The organism is Pseudomonas sp. SWRI50, from assembly GCF_014269095.1.
GTDB classification, from domain to species: Bacteria; Pseudomonadota; Gammaproteobacteria; order Pseudomonadales; family Pseudomonadaceae; genus Aquipseudomonas; species Aquipseudomonas kermanshahensis.
The window spans coordinates 22,487-38,418 of sequence record NZ_JABWRW010000025.1 but is presented as its reverse complement, the minus strand read 5'-3'; the positions used below and the strand labels follow the sequence as shown (position 1 = coordinate 38,418).

Genomic DNA, 15,932 nt, shown 5'->3' with positions numbered 1-15,932 from the left:
TTCGATGAAGATAGCGGCATTATTGCTAATTAATGACGAGCGGGTCGGATGATGACTTAGTGGGCGGCAAAGAGCCAGCATCCTAGTGGTGCGTGATTGGGGAGGGGGTGTAGTGTGTATGCCAGCAGAGCGTTGTCGCCTGTGAGATCGAGCGCCGCCCGTGCGGCGCATCGCGAGCAACGCTCGCTCCTACGTTTGTTTTTGGCAAATAACGCCTGTGACAGCCGCGCGCGACCGCCTTGGCGCATGGCGCGATATCGCGTCGAACAAACAAGGCGGTCGCGCGCGGTTGCCCCAGGAATAATTGGCCCGAAACAAACGTAGGAGCGAGCGTTGCTCGCGATGCGCCGCGCGGGCGGCGCTCGATCTCAAGAGCGCCGCAGAACCACCGTCATACCTACCCCCCAGCAATCAGCTGACGTAACACGTAATGCAAGATCCCCCCGGCCTTGAAGTACTCGACCTCATTCAAGGTATCGATCCGGCACAGCACGTCGATCTGCTCCTGTTGCCCGTCCTCACGAGTGATGCGCAGTTTCAGGCTCATGCCCGGTCGAATGTGCGCGTCGTTCAGGCCCAGCACATCGATCTTCTCTTTTCCGGTCAACGCCAGTTGCTTACGATCGTGCCCGGTGTTGAACTGCAACGGCAGCACGCCCATGCCCACCAGGTTTGAACGGTGGATACGCTCGAAGCTTTCCGCCAGCACTGCTTTGACCCCCAGCAGGTTGGTCCCTTTGGCGGCCCAGTCGCGGCTGGAGCCGGTGCCGTATTCCTGGCCGGCGATCACCACCAGCGGCGTGCCTTCTGCCTGATAGCGCATGGCGGCATCGTAGATCGACAGTTTTTCACCCGTGGGCACGTACAAGGTGTTGCCGCCTTCCTCGCCCGCGAGCATCTCGTTGCGGATACGGATGTTGGCGAACGTACCGCGCATCATCACCTCATGGTTGCCCCGCCGCGAACCATAGGAGTTGAAGTCCCGCGGCTCCACACCCTTGTCGCGCAGGTAGCGCCCGGCAGGGCTGTCGGCCTTGATGTTGCCGGCCGGGGAGATGTGGTCGGTGGTGACCGAGTCGCCCAGCAGGGCCAGGATGCGTGCCCCTTGGATGTCCTTGATCGCTGGCGGTGGCCCGCCAATGCCGTCGAAGAACGGCGGGTGCTGGATGTAGGTGGACGCGTCCTGCCAGACGTAGGTGGCCGCTTGCGGCACCTCGATGGCCTGCCACTGTGCATCGCCCTCGAAGACTTCGGCGTACTCCTTGTGGAACATCGCGGTGTCGACCTTGGCCACGGCGGCGGCGATTTCCTGTTGGCTGGGCCAGATGTCGCGCAGGTACACCGGCTTGCCGTCCTTGCCGGTACCCAGTGAATCGCGGGTAAGGTCCACGCGCACGCTACCGGCCAGGGCATAGGCCACCACCAGCGGCGGCGACGCCAACCAGTTGGTCTTGACCAGCGGGTGCACGCGGCCCTCGAAGTTACGGTTACCCGAGAGCACCGAGGCCACGGTCAGGTCGGCGCTGCCAATGGCTTTCTCGATCGCCTCATCCAGTGGGCCGGAGTTGCCGATGCAAGTGGTGCAGCCATAGCCCACCAGGTCAAAGCCCAACTCATTCAGGTACGGCGTCAGCCCGGCTGCCTCGAAGTAGTCGGTGACCACCTTTGAGCCAGGGGCCAGCGAGCTCTTGACCCAAGGTTTGCGCTGCAGGCCTTTTTCCAGGGCCTTTTTCGCCACCAGCCCGGCGGCCATCATCACGCTTGGGTTGGAGGTGTTGGTGCACGAGGTGATCGCGGCGATCACCACCGCGCCATCACGCAGGGTGTGGGTTTGGCCTGCGTGGCTGTAGTCGATTTCGCCCGCCTGGTCGGCGTTGCCCACCGCCACACCGCCGCCGCCTTCACTTTCCAGGCGGCCGACTTCCTTGGCCAGCGGCTTGGGCTGCAGTTCGATGAAGTGGTTGAACGCTTGGCTGACCTGGCCCAGGGCGACGCGGTCCTGAGGGCGCTTGGGCCCGGCCAGGCTGGCCTCGACCTCGTCCATGTCCAGCGCCAGCGTGTCGCTGAACAGCGGTTCCTGGCCTGGCAGGCGCCACAGGCCTTGTGCTTTGCAGTACTGCTCGACCAGTTGCACCGTTGCCTTCGGGCGGCCAGAAAGCCGCAGGTAGTCAAGGGTCACCTCGTCGACCGGGAAGAAGCCGCAGGTGGCACCATACTCGGGGGCCATGTTGGCGATGGTGGCGCGGTCGGCCAGGGGCAGGTCGGCCAGGCCGTCGCCGTAGAATTCGACGAACTTGCCCACCACGCCCTTCTTGCGCAGCATTTGTGTCACGGTCAGCACCAGGTCGGTGGCGGTGATGCCTTCACGCAGCTTGCCGGTGAGTTTGAAGCCGATCACTTCCGGGATCAGCATCGACACCGGCTGGCCGAGCATGGCCGCCTCGGCCTCGATGCCGCCAACACCCCAGCCCAGCACGCCCAGGCCGTTGATCATGGTGGTGTGCGAATCGGTGCCGACCAGGGTGTCTGGGAAGGCGTAGGTGCGGCCGTCTTCGTCGCGGGTCCAGACGGTGCGGCCCAGGTATTCCAGGTTGACCTGGTGGCAGATGCCGGTGCCCGGCGGCACGACGCGGAAGTTGTCGAAGGCGTTCTGGCCCCAGCGCAAAAAGGCATAGCGTTCGCCATTGCGCTGCATCTCGATGTCGACGTTCTGGGTGAAGGCCTCCGGGGTGGCGTAGCGGTCGACCATCACCGAGTGGTCGATCACCAGGTCGACCGGCGACAGCGGGTTGATCCGCTGCGGGTCGCCACCGGCCTTGGCCATGGCGGCACGCATGGCCGCCAGGTCGACCACGGCGGGCACGCCGGTGAAGTCCTGCATCAGCACCCTGGCCGGCCGGTACTGGATTTCCCGGTCGGAGCGGCGCGCCTCCAGCCATTGGGCGATGGCGCGCAGGTCATCGCCGGTGACGGTCTTGCCGTCCTCCCAGCGCAGCAGGTTTTCCAGCAACACTTTCAGCGACATGGGCAGGCGTTGCAGGTCGCCCAGCTGGCGGGCGGCCTCGGTAAGGCTGTAATAGTGATACGTAAGGTCATCGACCTTGAGGGTTTTGAGCGTGTTCAGGCTATCGAGCGAGGGCATTGCCAACTCCTTCTGCGCCGGTGCCCGGCAAATCGGGTGTTTGCCGGTGTCACCGCTCTGTTTCGATCCGCACGGTACGGACCTGGCTGAATGGTCAGGTTAGACCGGTTTGGCTTGGCTGACCCTTTTCTGGACCGGCGGGACGTGTCGCAGGTTCCGAACTTCCTTTATTATCGCCGCCCTGCCGGCGCCTGTTGCGCGCCCGCCGTAGTGGAGTGAGAGATGAGTACCCTGTTCATGCATTGCCGGCCCGGTTTCGAGGGCGAGGTCTGCGCCGAAATCAGCGAACACGCTGCCCGCCTGGGGGTTGCCGGCTATGCCAAAGGCAAACCGCAGAGCGCCAGCGCCGAGTTTGTCTGCACCGAGGCCAACGGCGCCGAGCGACTGATGGGGGAACTGCGCTTCGCTGAGCTGATCTTCCCGCGTCAGTGGGCCCGTGGCGGTTATGTCGAGTTGCCAGAGAGCGACCGCATCAGCGTGTTGCTGGAGCACCTGGCCCACCTGCCTGTCTTCGGCAGCCTGTGGCTGGAGGTGCTCGACAGCAACGACGGCAAGGAACTGTCGACGTTCTGCCGCAAATTCGAAGTGCCCCTGCGCAAGGCCCTGGAAAAGGCCGGCCGCCTGGTTGAAGACGCCAGCCGCCCGCGGCTGTTGCTGACCTTCATCACTGGCCGGCGCGTGTTTGTTGGCCTGGCCGCAGGCAACAACAGCGCCCTCTGGCCGATGGGCATCCCGCGCCTGAAGTTTCCCCGTGAGGCGCCCAGCCGTTCAACCCTCAAGCTGGAAGAAGCCTGGCACCAGTTCATCCCCCGCGAGCAGTGGGAGCAGCGCCTGGGCGACGACATGACCGGGGTCGATCTCGGCGCCTCGCCGGGTGGCTGGACCTACCAGCTGGTGCGCCGCGGCATGCTGGTCACCGCCATCGACAACGGCCCGATGGCCGAAAGTCTGATGGACACCGGGCTGGTCCAGCACCTGATGGCAGATGGGTTTACCTGGCAGCCGAAGCAGCCGGTGGACTGGATGGTTTGCGACATCGTCGAGAAGCCGGCGCGGACCACTTCGCTGATCGAGACCTGGCTGGGGGAAGGCCTGTGCCGCGAGGCGGTGGTCAACCTCAAACTGCCGATGAAGCAGCGTTACGCCGAGGTGCGGCGCCTGCTCGACCGCATGGAAGCCACGTTCAAGGCGCGCAAGATCCGGGTTTCGATCGCCTGCAAGCAGCTGTATCACGACCGTGAGGAAGTGACCTGCCACCTGCGCAGGCTGGACCTGAAGCCGCGTTGAGTGCAGGTGCGGCGCGTGGCCCTTGGTCCGCGCCGCACGATGCGCGACAATGACGATCATTTTTGGAGCCACCCATGACTGACTTCACCCCCGACGCCGTCCTCGATGCCACCGGCCTGAACTGCCCGGAGCCTGTGATGATGCTGCACCAGCACGTCCGGGACCTGGCTGCTGGTGGCCTGCTCAAGGTCATCGCCACCGACCCGTCGACCCGCCGCGATATCCCCAAGTTCTGCAACTTCCTCGGCCACGAGCTGCTGCAGCAGCAAGAGGATGCGGGCACCTTCCTGTACTGGATCCGCAAGAAAGCCGACTGACCCGCTCTGGAACACGCCGCGCGTAGCGCCTACACTGCGTTCCCCTGACAGGAGAGCGCCATGCTGATAGTTGCCGACGAGAACATTCCGCTGCTCGATGCCTTCTTTGAAGGTTTCGGCGAGATCCGCCGCTATCCGGGCAGAAGCCTCGATGCCGCCAGCGTCAAGGACGCCGACGTACTGCTGGTGCGTTCGGTGACCAAGGTCGACCGCCAACTGCTCGAAGGCAGCCGGGTGCGTTTTGTCGGCACTTGCACCATCGGCACCGACCACCTCGACCTGGACTACTTTGCCGAAGCGGGTATCCACTGGAGCAGCGCGCCGGGCTGTAATGCCCGCGGTGTAGTGGACTACGTGCTGGGCAGCCTGCTGACCCTGGCCGAGCTGGACGGTGTGGCGCTGCCCGCGCGCACGTATGGCGTAGTGGGCGCAGGGGAGGTCGGTGGCCGCCTGGTGCGTGTACTGCATGGCCTGGGCTGGAAGGTGCTGGTGTGTGACCCGCTGCGTCAGGCCGCCGAAGGGGGCGATTACGTCAGCCTCGAGACGGTGCTGGAACAGTGCGATGTCATCAGCCTGCACACCCCCTTGCAGCGCGGCGGCGAGCACCCTACCTGGCATCTGCTGGGCCAGGCGCAACTGGCGCAGCTGCGCCCCGGCGCGTGGTTGATCAACGCCAGCCGTGGCCCGGTGGTGGACAACGCGGCCTTGCGTGAGCTGCTGCTGGACCGTGAAGACGTGCACGCCGTGCTCGATGTGTGGGAAGGCGAACCGCAGGTCGACCTGCAACTGGCCGACCTGTGCACGCTGGCGTCGCCGCACATCGCCGGCTACAGCCTCGATGGCCGGCAGCGTGGCACGGCGCAGATCTATCAGGCGCTGTGCCGCTTCCTCGGCCAAGCTGAGCGCGTGAGCCTGGCCGACCTGCTGCCCAAGCCGCCGCTGGCGCAGATCGAGCTCGATGCCAGTACCGACCCGGCCTGGGCCTTGGCCACCCTGTGCCGCGCCGTGTACGACCCGCGCCGTGACGACGCGGACTTCCGCCGCAGCTTGAGCGACGACCCGGCCGAGCAGCGCGCGGCGTTCGATCAGTTGCGCAAGCAGTATCCGCCGCGGCGTGAGGTCGAAGGGCTGGCGGTGCGGATTCGTGGCGAGTCGCCGCAACTGGCGCAGTTGGTCAGTGCGTTGGGTGGGGTGTTGGTCTGAGTGACGGGCAATAAAAACCCGGCGCACGCGCCGGGTTGTAATGAATTCGCCGATCAGCCCTTCTGGGCTTTTCCGACCCGGCTTTGTTCCAGCTTCTCGCAGGCTTTCTGGATCATCTGCTCGGTGATCGGAACCTCGCGCCCGTGGGCGTCGATGATCGAACCGCACGCCTGAGGTTGCGGGGTGTTCTGCGGTTTTGCGGTGTCGCTGCCATGTTGCAAGCTCATATCGGTCTCCTCATCAGGTTCAAACTCAGGGTAACCCTGTGCGATGACTGGCCAGTGACAGCCCCTTGGGCGTCACGGCAGAAACAGTCCAACAGAAACGGCGCTAAAGCTCCAGAGGCTGTTTAGATCGAAAAGCTATAGCCACCCTCGGGCGCTCCTCGCGTGCCGATGAGTGGTAGTCTGCTGCATCCTCGCCGTTTTGGTTGCCGCCATGCCCGAATCCGTTTCTGCAGGTCAACGTCGCGCTTTGCGCCTGAGTTGGCAGTTCGTTCGCCCGTACCGCCGGCAGATGCTGCTGGCGTTGCTGGCGTTGCTGGCCTTGGTGGTCACCGCTGCTATCACGCTGTCGATGGGGCAGGGCATTCGCCTGCTGGTGGACCAGGGTTTCATGACCCGTTCCGCGCACCAGCTCAACCAGACCATAGGCCTGTTCCTGCTGCTGGTGCTGGCACTGGCGGTAGGGACGTTCAGCCGCTTCTACCTGGTCTCATGGATAGGCGAGCGCTGTGTGGCTGATATTCGCCGCGCGGTGTTCGATCATCTGGTCGGCCTGCACCCAGGCTTTTTCGAGGACAACCGCAGCTCCGAGATCCAGTCGCGGCTGACGGCCGACACCACGTTGTTGCAGTCGGTGATCGGCTCTTCGCTGTCGATGTTCCTGCGCAATGCCTTGATGGTAATCGGGGGGGGGTGCTGCTGTTTATCACCAACCCCAAGCTGACCAGCATCGTGGTCGTGGCCTTGCCACTGGTGCTAGCACCGATCCTGTTGTTTGGCCGTCGTGTGCGCAGCCTGTCGCGGCAGAGCCAGGATCGCGTGGCAGATGTCGGCAGCTACGTGGCCGAGACCCTTGGGCAGATCAAGACCGTCCAGGCCTACAACCACCAACCGCTCGATCGCGAGCTGTTCGCGGGCACTGTCGAGGCGGCCTTCAACGTGGCCAGGCAGCGTATTGCCCAGCGCGCCTGGCTGATCACCCTGGTCATCGTGCTGGTACTGGGCGCTGTGGGCGTCATGCTCTGGGTCGGTGGCATGGACGTGATCGCCGGGCGTATTTCGGCAGGCGAACTGGCCGCCTTCGTGTTCTATAGCCTGATCGTCGGCAGCGCCTTCGGCACCCTCAGCGAGGTGATTGGCGAGCTGCAGCGTGCCGCAGGTGCGGCCGAGCGCATTGCCGAGCTGTTGGCGGCGCGCAGTGTGATTCTGCCGCCCCACGTAGCGGCCTCGCTGCCGCACGGCCGTGTGACTGGGCATATCGAGTTACAGCAGGTGCACTTTGCCTACCCGTCACGGCCCACAGTCGCTGCCATCGACGGCCTGAGCCTGACAATCGAGCCGGGGCAGACCGTGGCGCTGGTCGGGCCTTCGGGCGCTGGCAAATCCACCCTGTTCGACCTGCTGCTGCGGTTTTACGACCCTCAGCAGGGGCGCATCCTGCTCGACGGGCAGGCAATTACCCAACTCGACCCCGCCGAGCTGCGCCGGCAGTTCGCCCTGGTGGCGCAGAACCCTTCGTTGTTTCGTGGCACGGTAGAGGCCAACATTCGCTATGGCCGGCCAGAAGCAACGCTGGCGGAAGTCGAAGCAGCGGCCCGTGGTGCGCATGCCGACGGGTTTATCCAGCAATTGCCGCAGGGCTACCAGACGCAACTGGGGGAGGGCGGCATTGGCCTTTCTGGCGGGCAGCGGCAGCGCTTGGCAATTGCCCGTGCGTTGCTGGTAGATGCGCCGATCCTGTTGCTGGACGAGGCCACCAGCGCCCTCGACGCGCAAAGCGAACACCTGATTCAGCAAGCCCTTCCCAGCCTCATGGCCGGTCGCACCACGCTGGTGATTGCCCACCGCCTGGCCACGGTGCAGCACGCTGATCGCATCGCGGTGATCGACAAGGGGCGCGTGGTGGCAGTTGGCACACATCGCCAGCTGATTGAAGAAAGCCCGCTGTATGCCCGGCTGGCCTCGCTGCAGTTCACCACAGGCTAGCCTGTCTTGGTTATGTAACATTTCTGTAGGAATTGCCTGACACTATTGGCTTCAACTGTTGCGCAAGTGCTCAAGCTGGCTGCTATCGAACGATGGCAGCCTTTTTTTTGCACGCCAGCCTACGAGGACATGGAGTGTCTTTCCCAGCGCTGCCGTTGTGCGCTGTTCCTTCCCTACTGGTCTTGAGATCCGCGATGTTGCGTAAATCCCTCAGAGTGCAAATTCTCGCCCTGCTTGGCGGCAGCCTGGCAGCCATGCTGCTGATCGCCTTGGTGTGTTTCCAGTTTTTGTCTTCCAGCGTGCGTGGCTATGCCGAGTTGGTCGATGGCCCGCTGCGCGCTTCGCAATTGATCGATGAAGCCAACCTGCAGTTCAAGATCCAGGTGCAGGAATGGAAGAACGTGCTGTTACGCGGTCGCCAGCCCGCCGAGCTGGACAAGTATTGGCAGCAGTTTCAGGCGCGCGAGCAGCAGGTTCAGCAGTTGCTGGGGCAATTGATCGACAGCAGTGACACTAGGCTCAAAGCCCCCTTGCAGCAGCTGCGAGATAGCCATCGGCAATTGGGCCAGGCCTATGCGCAGGGCCGCCAGGCGTTTATCGCTGCAGGGGGCGACCCGGTAGCAGGCGACCTGGCGGTCAAGGGCGTGGACCGTGCCGCCAGCGAACAGATGAGCGAGCTGGTCGAACAACTGCGCGGCGATGCCCGTGAACGGGCTGCGGCCATCAATGCCAGCGCCGAGCGCACCGTGTGGCTGGGACTGCTGGTGATGCTGGCGTCGGCGGTACTGGTTGGCCTGTTCAGCCTGTGGCTGATCAACCGCAGCCTGATCGAACCGATCCGCCAGTTGATCGACTATGTCGCGCAATTGAGCCAGGGCCGCTTCGGCGCCCGCGTCGACAGCCGCCGCGAGGATGAGCTGGGGCGTTTGGCTCGGGCGGCCAATACCCTGCGTGACTTCTTGGCCGAGACCGTCGGCCGGCTGCAGGACAACGCCCAAGAGCTGGAAGGCGCCAGTGGCCAGTTGCGCAGCATCGCCGCCGACATGGCGCGCGGCACGCATGACCAGTTCCAGCGCACCGACCAAGTGGCGACGGCCATGCATGAGATGTCCGCCACTGCCCAGGAAGTGGCCCGCCACGCCGTCGACGCCGCCCGCGCTGCCGATGATGCCGACCACAGTGCACAGGCTGGTGAGCAGGTGATGCAGCAGACCATCGACATCATTGGCGTGGTCAACCGCGAAATCGCCGGCACGGCGGCGGTGATTCGCGACCTGGAACATGACAGTACGCGGATCGGCAAGGTGCTCGAAGTCATCCGTGGCATTGCCGAGCAGACCAACCTGCTGGCGCTCAACGCGGCCATCGAAGCAGCCCGCGCGGGCGAGGCCGGACGAGGCTTTGCGGTGGTGGCGGACGAGGTGCGCAGTTTGGCCCAGCGCACGGCCGCGTCGATTGCCGAGATCAACCAGATCATCGAGGCGGTGCAGTCGGGTGCGGTGGAGGCGGTCAAAGCCATCGAAAGTGGCCAGCAGCGCAGCGAAGAGGGGGCCGAGCAGGTCCAGCAGGCCGGGCAGATGTTGCAGCGCATCACCTTGGCGGTGGAGGCCATCCGCGACATGAACCGGCAGATCGCCACGGCGGCGGAGGAGCAGACCAGTGTGGCCGAGGATATTTCGCGCAACCTGATCGAGATCACCCGCATCGCCACCACTAACCAAGAAGCGGTGCAGCAGACCGAACAGGCTGGGCAGCGTTTGCATGGGTTGTCGGGGCAGTTGGGCGAAGTGACGTCGCGGCTGACGGCCTGACCTGCTGTTCAGGGCCGCTGCGCGGCCCATCGCCGGCAAGCCGGCTCCCACAGGGATGGCGCAAGTCTCAAGCAATCCAGTGTCGGTGTGGGAGCCGGCTTGCCGGCGATGGGGCGCGCAGCGGCCCCGGGGAAATCCGCCATCAACGTAGCGAACCTGGCGTAAGTGTGGCGGATTGTCGCCATGCGACCCGCTGTCTCACCCCTTAGCCATTGGTCTAAGACAGGTTGGCACATTCCCTGCTTAAGCGCGCCCGGGCCACGGCCCGAGGCGATCGTGCCCCGATCCCGCGAAACACCCAGCTAAAAAACAACAACATCCGGGCGTGCACGCCGGGGCCAACGACTGCCAATCCTTCACATCAATTGGATTGAGCTAATGAAAAAAATACTGCTGACGCTCCTTTGCCTGAGCGTCATCGGCTGCTCCAAACCCGCGGAGCCGGAAAAGACCGTCGACGTCCTGCTGATTGGCGGCGGCATCATGAGTGCAAGCCTGGGCACTTACCTCACGGAGCTTGAGCCGAACTGGAAGGTCGACGTCTACGAGCGCCTGGACCAGGTCGCCGAAGAAAGCTCCAACGCCTGGAACAACGCCGGCACCGGCCACTCCGCGTTTTGCGAGCTGAACTACACCAGTGTCGGTAAGGATGGCAGCATCGACATCAGCAAGGCCGTGGGGGTCAACGAGCAGTTCGAGGTGTCCAAGCAGTTCTGGGCCTACCAGGTCGAGCAAGGCGTGCTGAGCAACCCGAAGTCGTTCATCAACAACGTGCCGCACATGAGCTTCGTCTGGGGTGACGACAACATTGCCTTCCTCCACAAACGCGTCGCTGCCCTGCAGCACAGCTCGCTGTTCCGTGGCATGGAAATCAGCGAAGACCACGAGCAGATCCGCCACTGGGCACCGCTGGTGATGGAAGGCCGCGACCCTGCGCAGAAGGTCGCCGCCACGCGCATGGCAATCGGCACCGACGTGAATTTCGGCGAGATCACCCGTCAACTGTTCGCGTCGATGACCCGCAACCCCAACGTCACCCTGAACCTCAGCCACGAAGTGCGTGACATCGTGCGCAACGACGATGGCACCTGGCGTGTGGTGGTGGCCGACCTGGCCAAGGGCGGTCACGAGGTGGCGGTCAATGCCCGGTTCGTGTTCATCGGTGCCGGGGGCGGTGCGCTCAAGCTGCTGCAAAAATCGGGCATCCCCGAGGCCGAAGGCTATGCCGGCTTCCCGGTGGGCGGTCAATTCCTCATGACGGATAACCCGGACGTGGTTGCACGCCATCAGGCCAAGTTGTATGGCAAAGTCTCGGTCGGCGCACCGCCGATGTCGGTCCCGCACCTGGACACCCGGATGATCGACGGCAAGCAAGTGTTGCTGTTTGGGCCGTTCGCGACCTTCTCCACCAAGTACCTCAAGCAGGGCTCGCTGCTGGACATGTTCGCTTCGCTGAACAGCCATAACGTGCTGCCGATGGTGAACGCCGGCATCGACAACATCGACCTGAGCACTTACCTGATGGGGCAGTTGATGCTCAGCTTCGATGACCGCATGAATGCGTTGCGCGAGTACTTCCCCAATGCCAAGAACGCAGACTGGAAGCTGCTGCAGGCAGGTCAACGCGTGCAGGTGATCAAGAAGGACCCCGTGCTCGGTGGCGTGCTGCAGTTTGGTACTGAAGTGGTCGCCGCCCAGGATGGCAGCATTGCTGCACTGCTGGGGGCTTCTCCGGGCGCCTCGACCGCCGCGCCAATCATGCTGACCGTGCTGGAGAAGACCTTCAAGGACCGCCTCAAGACCCCTGAATGGCAGGCCAAGCTGAAGCAGATCGTGCCCAGCTATGGGCAAAAGCTGAACAACGACCTGGCGCTGACCAACCAGACCCGAGCGTGGAGCAGCGAGCGCCTGCAACTGCTGTATGTGCCGGTACAAGCCGAGCAATAACTAGCGTTGCAGGTCACTGACTGTAGGAGCAGCCTTGTGCTGCGAAGAGGCCGGTACAGACGCCGACTGATGGGTAGGCCTGCGCCGGCCTCTTCGCAGCACAAGGCTGCTCCTATAAGTCAGGGGGATTTTCTCGCGCACAACAAAAAGCCCGCGCAAGGCGGGCTTTTTGAATAGGATTTGGTCGGAGAGACAGGATTCGAACCTGCGGCCTTCTCGTCCCGAACGAGACGCGCTACCTGGCTGCGCTACACTCCGATGAACGAAATCCTACTGCATCCCTTTTTGGCACGCAAGCCCTTGTTGTTAAAAGGGCGTTTGCCAAAAAGGGTGGCTGAATCACAGCTCTTTGACGGTACGAATCTGGTCTTTGTTCAGGCGCGTACGCTTGCCGTCGAGTTGCTCGAATTCGTAGAAACCAGAGTCCTCGTCAAAGGACGGGGTGTCCACTGCCTGGATCTCGCGGCCATCATTCAGGGTAATGACGGTCGGCGATGCGCAGCCGGCGAGGGCGCCCAGGCCCAAGGCAAGCAGGAAGGCGGGAAGGGTCCGTTGAATCATCGTGTTTCTCCAGTGCGACAGTGCTAGATGACTTTAAGACGCAGGGCGTCCACGCAAGTTCCTTTCCAGTGCAGCATAGCGGTAAAGCCAGGGTATTGACCAAGGGCAAGCCACAGGGGCACGAGGTTGTATCGGGGGGTGCTGTGTTATAAATGCGCCATCCCATCTTCTTGTGACGGACCCCCATGAAAGCCAAGGCAGATACCCCCTTCGTGCCCCTGAACATCGCCGTGTTGACGGTCAGCGACACGCGCACCTTCGACAATGACACCTCCGGTCAGCTGTTCGTCGATCGCCTGACTGCGGCCGGCCACCAGTTGGCATCGCGGGTATTGCTCAAGGACGACCTGTACAAGATCCGCGCCCAGGTCGCGACCTGGATCGCCGATGACGCAGTGCAAGTGGTATTGATCACCGGCGGTACTGGGTTCACCGGCCGCGACAGCACCCCGGAGGCCGTGGCTTGCCTGCTGGACAAACAGGTGGATGGTTTCGGTGAACTGTTCCGGCAGATTTCCGTGGCCGACATCGGCACCTCCACCGTGCAATCGCGGGCCCTCGCTGGCCTGGCCAATGGCACGCTGGTGTGCTGCTTACCGGGCTCGACCAATGCGGTACGCACCGGTTGGGACGGCATCCTGGCCGAGCAGCTTGATGCCCGCCATCGCCCGTGCAATTTCGTGCCCCACCTGAAGCAGGCAGCGGCCTGTGAAAGCCGTGGTTGAGTCTACCCAGGCCCGGCCCCTGATGCCGGTGGAAGACGCATTGGCGCGGCTGCTGGCCTTGGCAGAAGCCGCACCCATCCAGGAAACCGAAAATGTGTCGCTGGCCGACGCTGAGGGACGCGTGCTGGCGCGTGACCTGGTGGCCTCGCTCGACCTGCCGCCCTGGCCGAACAGCGCCATGGACGGCTATGCCCTGCGCCTGGCGGATTGGCAGGGTGAGCCCTTGCCGGTCAGCCAACGGATTTTTGCCGGCCATGCGCCGCAGCCGCTGCAGCCGGGTACCTGTGCCCGCATCTTCACCGGCGCGCCGGTGCCGGCTGGCGCCGACTGCGTCGAAATGCAGGAAAACGCCGAAGTGGCTGACGATGGCCGGGTGCGCTTCCTCGAACCGCTGAAGGTCGACCAGAACATTCGCCCGCAAGGCCAGGAAACACGCCAGGGCGAGCAGGTAATGAGCGCCGGTACACGCTTGGGCCCGATCGAGCTGGGCTTGGCTGCGACCCTTGGCCAGGCCCGTCTGGATGTGGTGCGCAAGGTGCGTGTGGCAGTGCTGTCGACCGGTGACGAGCTGATCGAGCCTGGCCTGCCCCTGGGGCCAGGGCAAATCTACAACAGCAACCGCCGCTTGCTGGTCAGCTGGCTGCAACGCTTGGGTTGTGAGGTGCGGGATGCGGGGATTTTGCCCGATGACCTGGCGCGCACCCGTGAATGCCTGGCGGCATTGGGCGATGTCGACCTGATTCTGTCCACCGGTGGCGTTTCCGTGGGCGAGGCTGATTACCTGGGTGCCGCCCTGCGCGAGGCCGGCGAGCTGGCCTTGTGGAAGCTGGCGATCAAACCGGGCAAGCCGCTCACGTTCGGGCACTTTCGTGGCGTCCCGGTGATCGGTTTGCCGGGCAACCCGGCGTCCACGCTGGTCACGTTCGGGTTGCTGACCCGGCCGTATCTGTTGCGCCGTCAGGGCGTGGCTGATGTCACGCCGCTGCGCTTCGACATGCCAGCGGGCTTCGACTGGCCCAAGCCAGGTACGCGCCGCGAGTACCTGCGCGCACGCATCGAGCAGGGCCAGGTGCGCATCTACAAAAACCAGAGCTCTGGCGTACTGCGCAGCGCGGCCTGGGCCGAGGGCTTGGTCGAGGTACGTGAAGGCAGTACGCCGAAGCAGGGCGACAGTGTGCCGTTCATCCCCTTCAGCGAGCTACTTGGTTGAGCGCCCAAGCCAGCCGCCCGCCAGTGGCGTGGCGCTGGCGGGTTGCACCTGGCTGAGGCGCATGTGCACGTTTTCCAATTGCTGGGCGGCAATGCTCCAATCGTGACGTTGGCGGGCGAATTGCCGGCCGGCTTCGCTCAATTGGGCCATGCGCCAAGGCTGGTTGAGCAGTTGGGTGATCAGCAGGGCCAGTTGGTCACCATCGTCACTGCCCAAGTAGTGTTCGCCGTTGTTCACGGCCAGCCCTGATACCCCCTTGCTGGTGGTGATGACCGGCAGCCCCGCAGCCATCGCCTCGAGCAGCTTCACCTTGGACCCTCCGCCATACAGCAGTGGGGCGAAGAACAGTGCCGAGCGACGTTGCAGTTCACGCAGGTCGGGGCGGTAGCCGACCCACTCGATGCGTGGGTCGTTCCAATGCAGCTTCCAGCTGGCTGGCAGGGCGTGGCCGGCTATGGCCAGGCGCACGGCCGGGTTACTCATCCACACCTGCGGCATGATCTCTTCCAGCGCCCATTCGATGGCCTCAAGGTTCGAGCCATATTCGAAGTTGCCGACAAACAGCAGACGCTGGCTGTGCAACGCCGGTTGCACGTGCTGGTAGAAATCGCAGTCCACGCCACTGACCACCACATTTACCGGGCGCCCACTGATCTGGGCGATCAGTTCGGCGTCGTGGCTGCTGACCGCCACCACTTCGCTGGGTTGGCGCAGCACCCGCTGCTCCCAGCGCCGATAGCGCCAGCGGTCGAATGCATTGAGCGGGCGCAGCCACAGCGGCAGGCGGTCATGGCAGGCGCCGCCCATCACCGATTCCAGGGTGTGCTCGCTGAGCATGAAGGGCAGCCCGCGTGCCTGCAGGGCTTTTTCGAACGGCTGGAAACTGTAGCTGTGCTCGATCTGGATGACGTCCCAGGGTTCGTCCAGCAGTTGCTCGAAGCGGTGCCTCAGGCAGGGCGCCAAGCCATTGATGATCGCCCGCATGGGATAGTCGATGATCGGTGACGCCAGCAGGTTGAGTGGGCTGTGCAGGGCGCGCCTGGGCAACACGATCAAGCGTTCGACCCAGGGTTCAAGGGCTTCACGGGCCGCATCGCTCAGGGGGATCTTGGACTGCACCAACAGGGTGATCCGGTGGCCACGCTGGGCAAGTTCGCGCAGCAGGTGGTATTGCCGAGTCTTGCCGCCGCTGGTGGTCGGCCAGGGTAAGTAGGGCAGTGTCCAGAGAATGCGCATGACCCGGAACCCTCGTTACAGATCGCGGATAAAAAGACGCGCCCGTCGGCAGTCAGCCGATCACTGCTGCTGGGGCGCGTCCATGGCTGTCGGTGAAGCAGAACTTAGGTGATGAAAAGTCAATAGTTTGACTTTTTTCTAGATATATTCACCTGGGTCAAATACTTGTCAAAGGTGGCTTTCCTGAGCATAGCCGCGCATTTGCGGGCGTGTAAAAAATGGGTGAAATCCAGTGTTATTGTGCGGGGCATGCAACGATCGGTGTGTGCCGGTGGTCGAGATC

Annotated in this window: 11 protein-coding genes, 1 tRNA gene and 2 pseudogenes; 9 read left to right on the top strand and 5 right to left on the bottom strand. The window is 63.7% G+C overall.

The genetic code is table 11. The features are described from left to right. Positions 1-397: 397 nt before the first annotated feature. Positions 398-3,142 (bottom strand): aconitate hydratase AcnA, encoded by a 2,745-nt coding sequence (gene acnA, locus HU750_RS22045; RefSeq protein WP_186682360.1) that lies wholly within the window; start codon positions 3,140-3,142, stop codon positions 398-400. A gap of 222 nt (positions 3,143-3,364) precedes the next feature. Here acnA and rlmM point away from each other — a divergent pair, with 222 nt between their 5' ends. The 3 genes from rlmM (at position 3,365) to pdxB (ending at position 5,949) form a co-directional block, all read left to right on the top strand. Further along, complete coding sequence (gene rlmM / locus HU750_RS22040; RefSeq protein WP_186682359.1) at positions 3,365-4,429, top strand: 23S rRNA (cytidine(2498)-2'-O)-methyltransferase RlmM; 1,065 nt, start codon at positions 3,365-3,367, stop codon at positions 4,427-4,429. Positions 4,430-4,503: 74 nt separating this feature from the next. After that, the gene (tusA, locus tag HU750_RS22035; protein ID WP_027596647.1) at positions 4,504-4,746 is read left to right on the top strand and encodes a sulfurtransferase TusA; all 243 of its coding nucleotides are present in this window, start codon (positions 4,504-4,506) and stop codon (positions 4,744-4,746) included. A 60-nt stretch (positions 4,747-4,806) separates the two neighbouring features. Continuing rightward, positions 4,807-5,949: a 4-phosphoerythronate dehydrogenase PdxB gene (gene pdxB / locus HU750_RS22030; RefSeq protein ID WP_186682358.1), complete on the top strand. Its 1,143-nt coding sequence runs from the start codon at positions 4,807-4,809 to the stop codon at positions 5,947-5,949. 53 nt (positions 5,950-6,002) lie between these two features. Here pdxB and HU750_RS22025 read toward each other — a convergent pair whose 3' ends face one another. Continuing rightward, entirely contained in the window at positions 6,003-6,176 is a 174-nt protein-coding gene (locus HU750_RS22025) for a PA1571 family protein (protein ID WP_186682357.1), read from the bottom strand. A gap of 211 nt (positions 6,177-6,387) precedes the next feature. On the opposite strand from HU750_RS22025, the pseudogene HU750_RS22020 reads away from it, so the two are divergent. The 4 genes and pseudogenes from HU750_RS22020 to mqo all read left to right on the top strand — a co-directional run bounded on the left by HU750_RS22020 (position 6,388) and on the right by mqo (position 11,917). Next, a pseudogene (locus HU750_RS22020) lies at positions 6,388-8,159 on the top strand (ABC transporter transmembrane domain-containing protein). A 92-nt stretch (positions 8,160-8,251) separates the two neighbouring features. Further along, positions 8,252-9,037, top strand: a pseudogene (locus HU750_RS27640) (methyl-accepting chemotaxis protein); the annotation flags it as partial. 165 nt (positions 9,038-9,202) lie between these two features. Continuing rightward, on the top strand, positions 9,203-9,970 hold the full coding sequence (locus HU750_RS27635; protein WP_420876205.1) for a methyl-accepting chemotaxis protein: 768 nt from the start codon (positions 9,203-9,205) through the stop codon (positions 9,968-9,970). A 378-nt stretch (positions 9,971-10,348) separates the two neighbouring features. After that, entirely contained in the window at positions 10,349-11,917 is a 1,569-nt protein-coding gene (mqo, locus tag HU750_RS22010; RefSeq protein ID WP_186682355.1) for a malate dehydrogenase (quinone), read from the top strand. Between the two features lie 181 nt (positions 11,918-12,098). On the opposite strand, the gene HU750_RS22005 is transcribed toward mqo, so the two are convergent. Both HU750_RS22005 and HU750_RS22000 read right to left on the bottom strand, forming a co-directional pair. After that, positions 12,099-12,175: transfer RNA gene (locus HU750_RS22005), tRNA-Pro, on the bottom strand. 81 nt (positions 12,176-12,256) lie between these two features. Beyond that, complete coding sequence (locus HU750_RS22000) at positions 12,257-12,478, bottom strand: YgdI/YgdR family lipoprotein (protein ID WP_027596642.1); 222 nt, start codon at positions 12,476-12,478, stop codon at positions 12,257-12,259. 185 nt (positions 12,479-12,663) lie between these two features. On the opposite strand from HU750_RS22000, the gene moaB reads away from it, so the two are divergent. Then, positions 12,664-13,203: a molybdenum cofactor biosynthesis protein B gene (gene moaB, locus HU750_RS21995; protein ID WP_027596641.1), complete on the top strand. Its 540-nt coding sequence runs from the start codon at positions 12,664-12,666 to the stop codon at positions 13,201-13,203. A gap of 22 nt (positions 13,204-13,225) precedes the next feature. Further along, positions 13,226-14,413, top strand: a complete 1,188-nt coding sequence (locus HU750_RS21990) for a molybdopterin molybdotransferase MoeA (RefSeq protein WP_172960421.1) — start codon at positions 13,226-13,228, stop codon at positions 14,411-14,413. Here the strand turns inward: HU750_RS21990 and HU750_RS21985 are convergent. Then, positions 14,402-15,649 (bottom strand): glycosyltransferase family 4 protein, encoded by a 1,248-nt coding sequence (locus HU750_RS21985; RefSeq protein WP_186682354.1) that lies wholly within the window; start codon positions 15,647-15,649, stop codon positions 14,402-14,404. The two genes, HU750_RS21990 and HU750_RS21985, sit on opposite strands and share 12 nt — an antisense overlap. Between the last annotated feature and the right edge of the window lie 283 nt (positions 15,650-15,932).

Bases quoted from the DNA above. Each gene is read 5' to 3' on its own strand.
- acnA (WP_186682360.1), bottom strand. From the start codon at position 3,142: ATGCCCTCGCTCGATAGCCTGAACACGCTCAAAACCCTCAAGGTCGAT.
- rlmM (WP_186682359.1), top strand. From the start codon at position 3,365: ATGAGTACCCTGTTCATGCATTGCCGGCCCGGTTTCGAGGGCGAGGTC.
- tusA (WP_027596647.1), top strand. From the start codon at position 4,504: ATGACTGACTTCACCCCCGACGCCGTCCTCGATGCCACCGGCCTGAAC.
- pdxB (WP_186682358.1), top strand. From the start codon at position 4,807: ATGCTGATAGTTGCCGACGAGAACATTCCGCTGCTCGATGCCTTCTTT.
- HU750_RS22025 (WP_186682357.1), bottom strand. From the start codon at position 6,176: ATGAGCTTGCAACATGGCAGCGACACCGCAAAACCGCAGAACACCCCG.
- HU750_RS27635 (WP_420876205.1), top strand. From the start codon at position 9,203: ATGGCGCGCGGCACGCATGACCAGTTCCAGCGCACCGACCAAGTGGCG.
- mqo (WP_186682355.1), top strand. From the start codon at position 10,349: ATGAAAAAAATACTGCTGACGCTCCTTTGCCTGAGCGTCATCGGCTGC.
- HU750_RS22000 (WP_027596642.1), bottom strand. From the start codon at position 12,478: ATGATTCAACGGACCCTTCCCGCCTTCCTGCTTGCCTTGGGCCTGGGC.
- moaB (WP_027596641.1), top strand. From the start codon at position 12,664: ATGAAAGCCAAGGCAGATACCCCCTTCGTGCCCCTGAACATCGCCGTG.
- HU750_RS21990 (WP_172960421.1), top strand. From the start codon at position 13,226: ATGCCGGTGGAAGACGCATTGGCGCGGCTGCTGGCCTTGGCAGAAGCC.
- HU750_RS21985 (WP_186682354.1), bottom strand. From the start codon at position 15,649: ATGCGCATTCTCTGGACACTGCCCTACTTACCCTGGCCGACCACCAGC.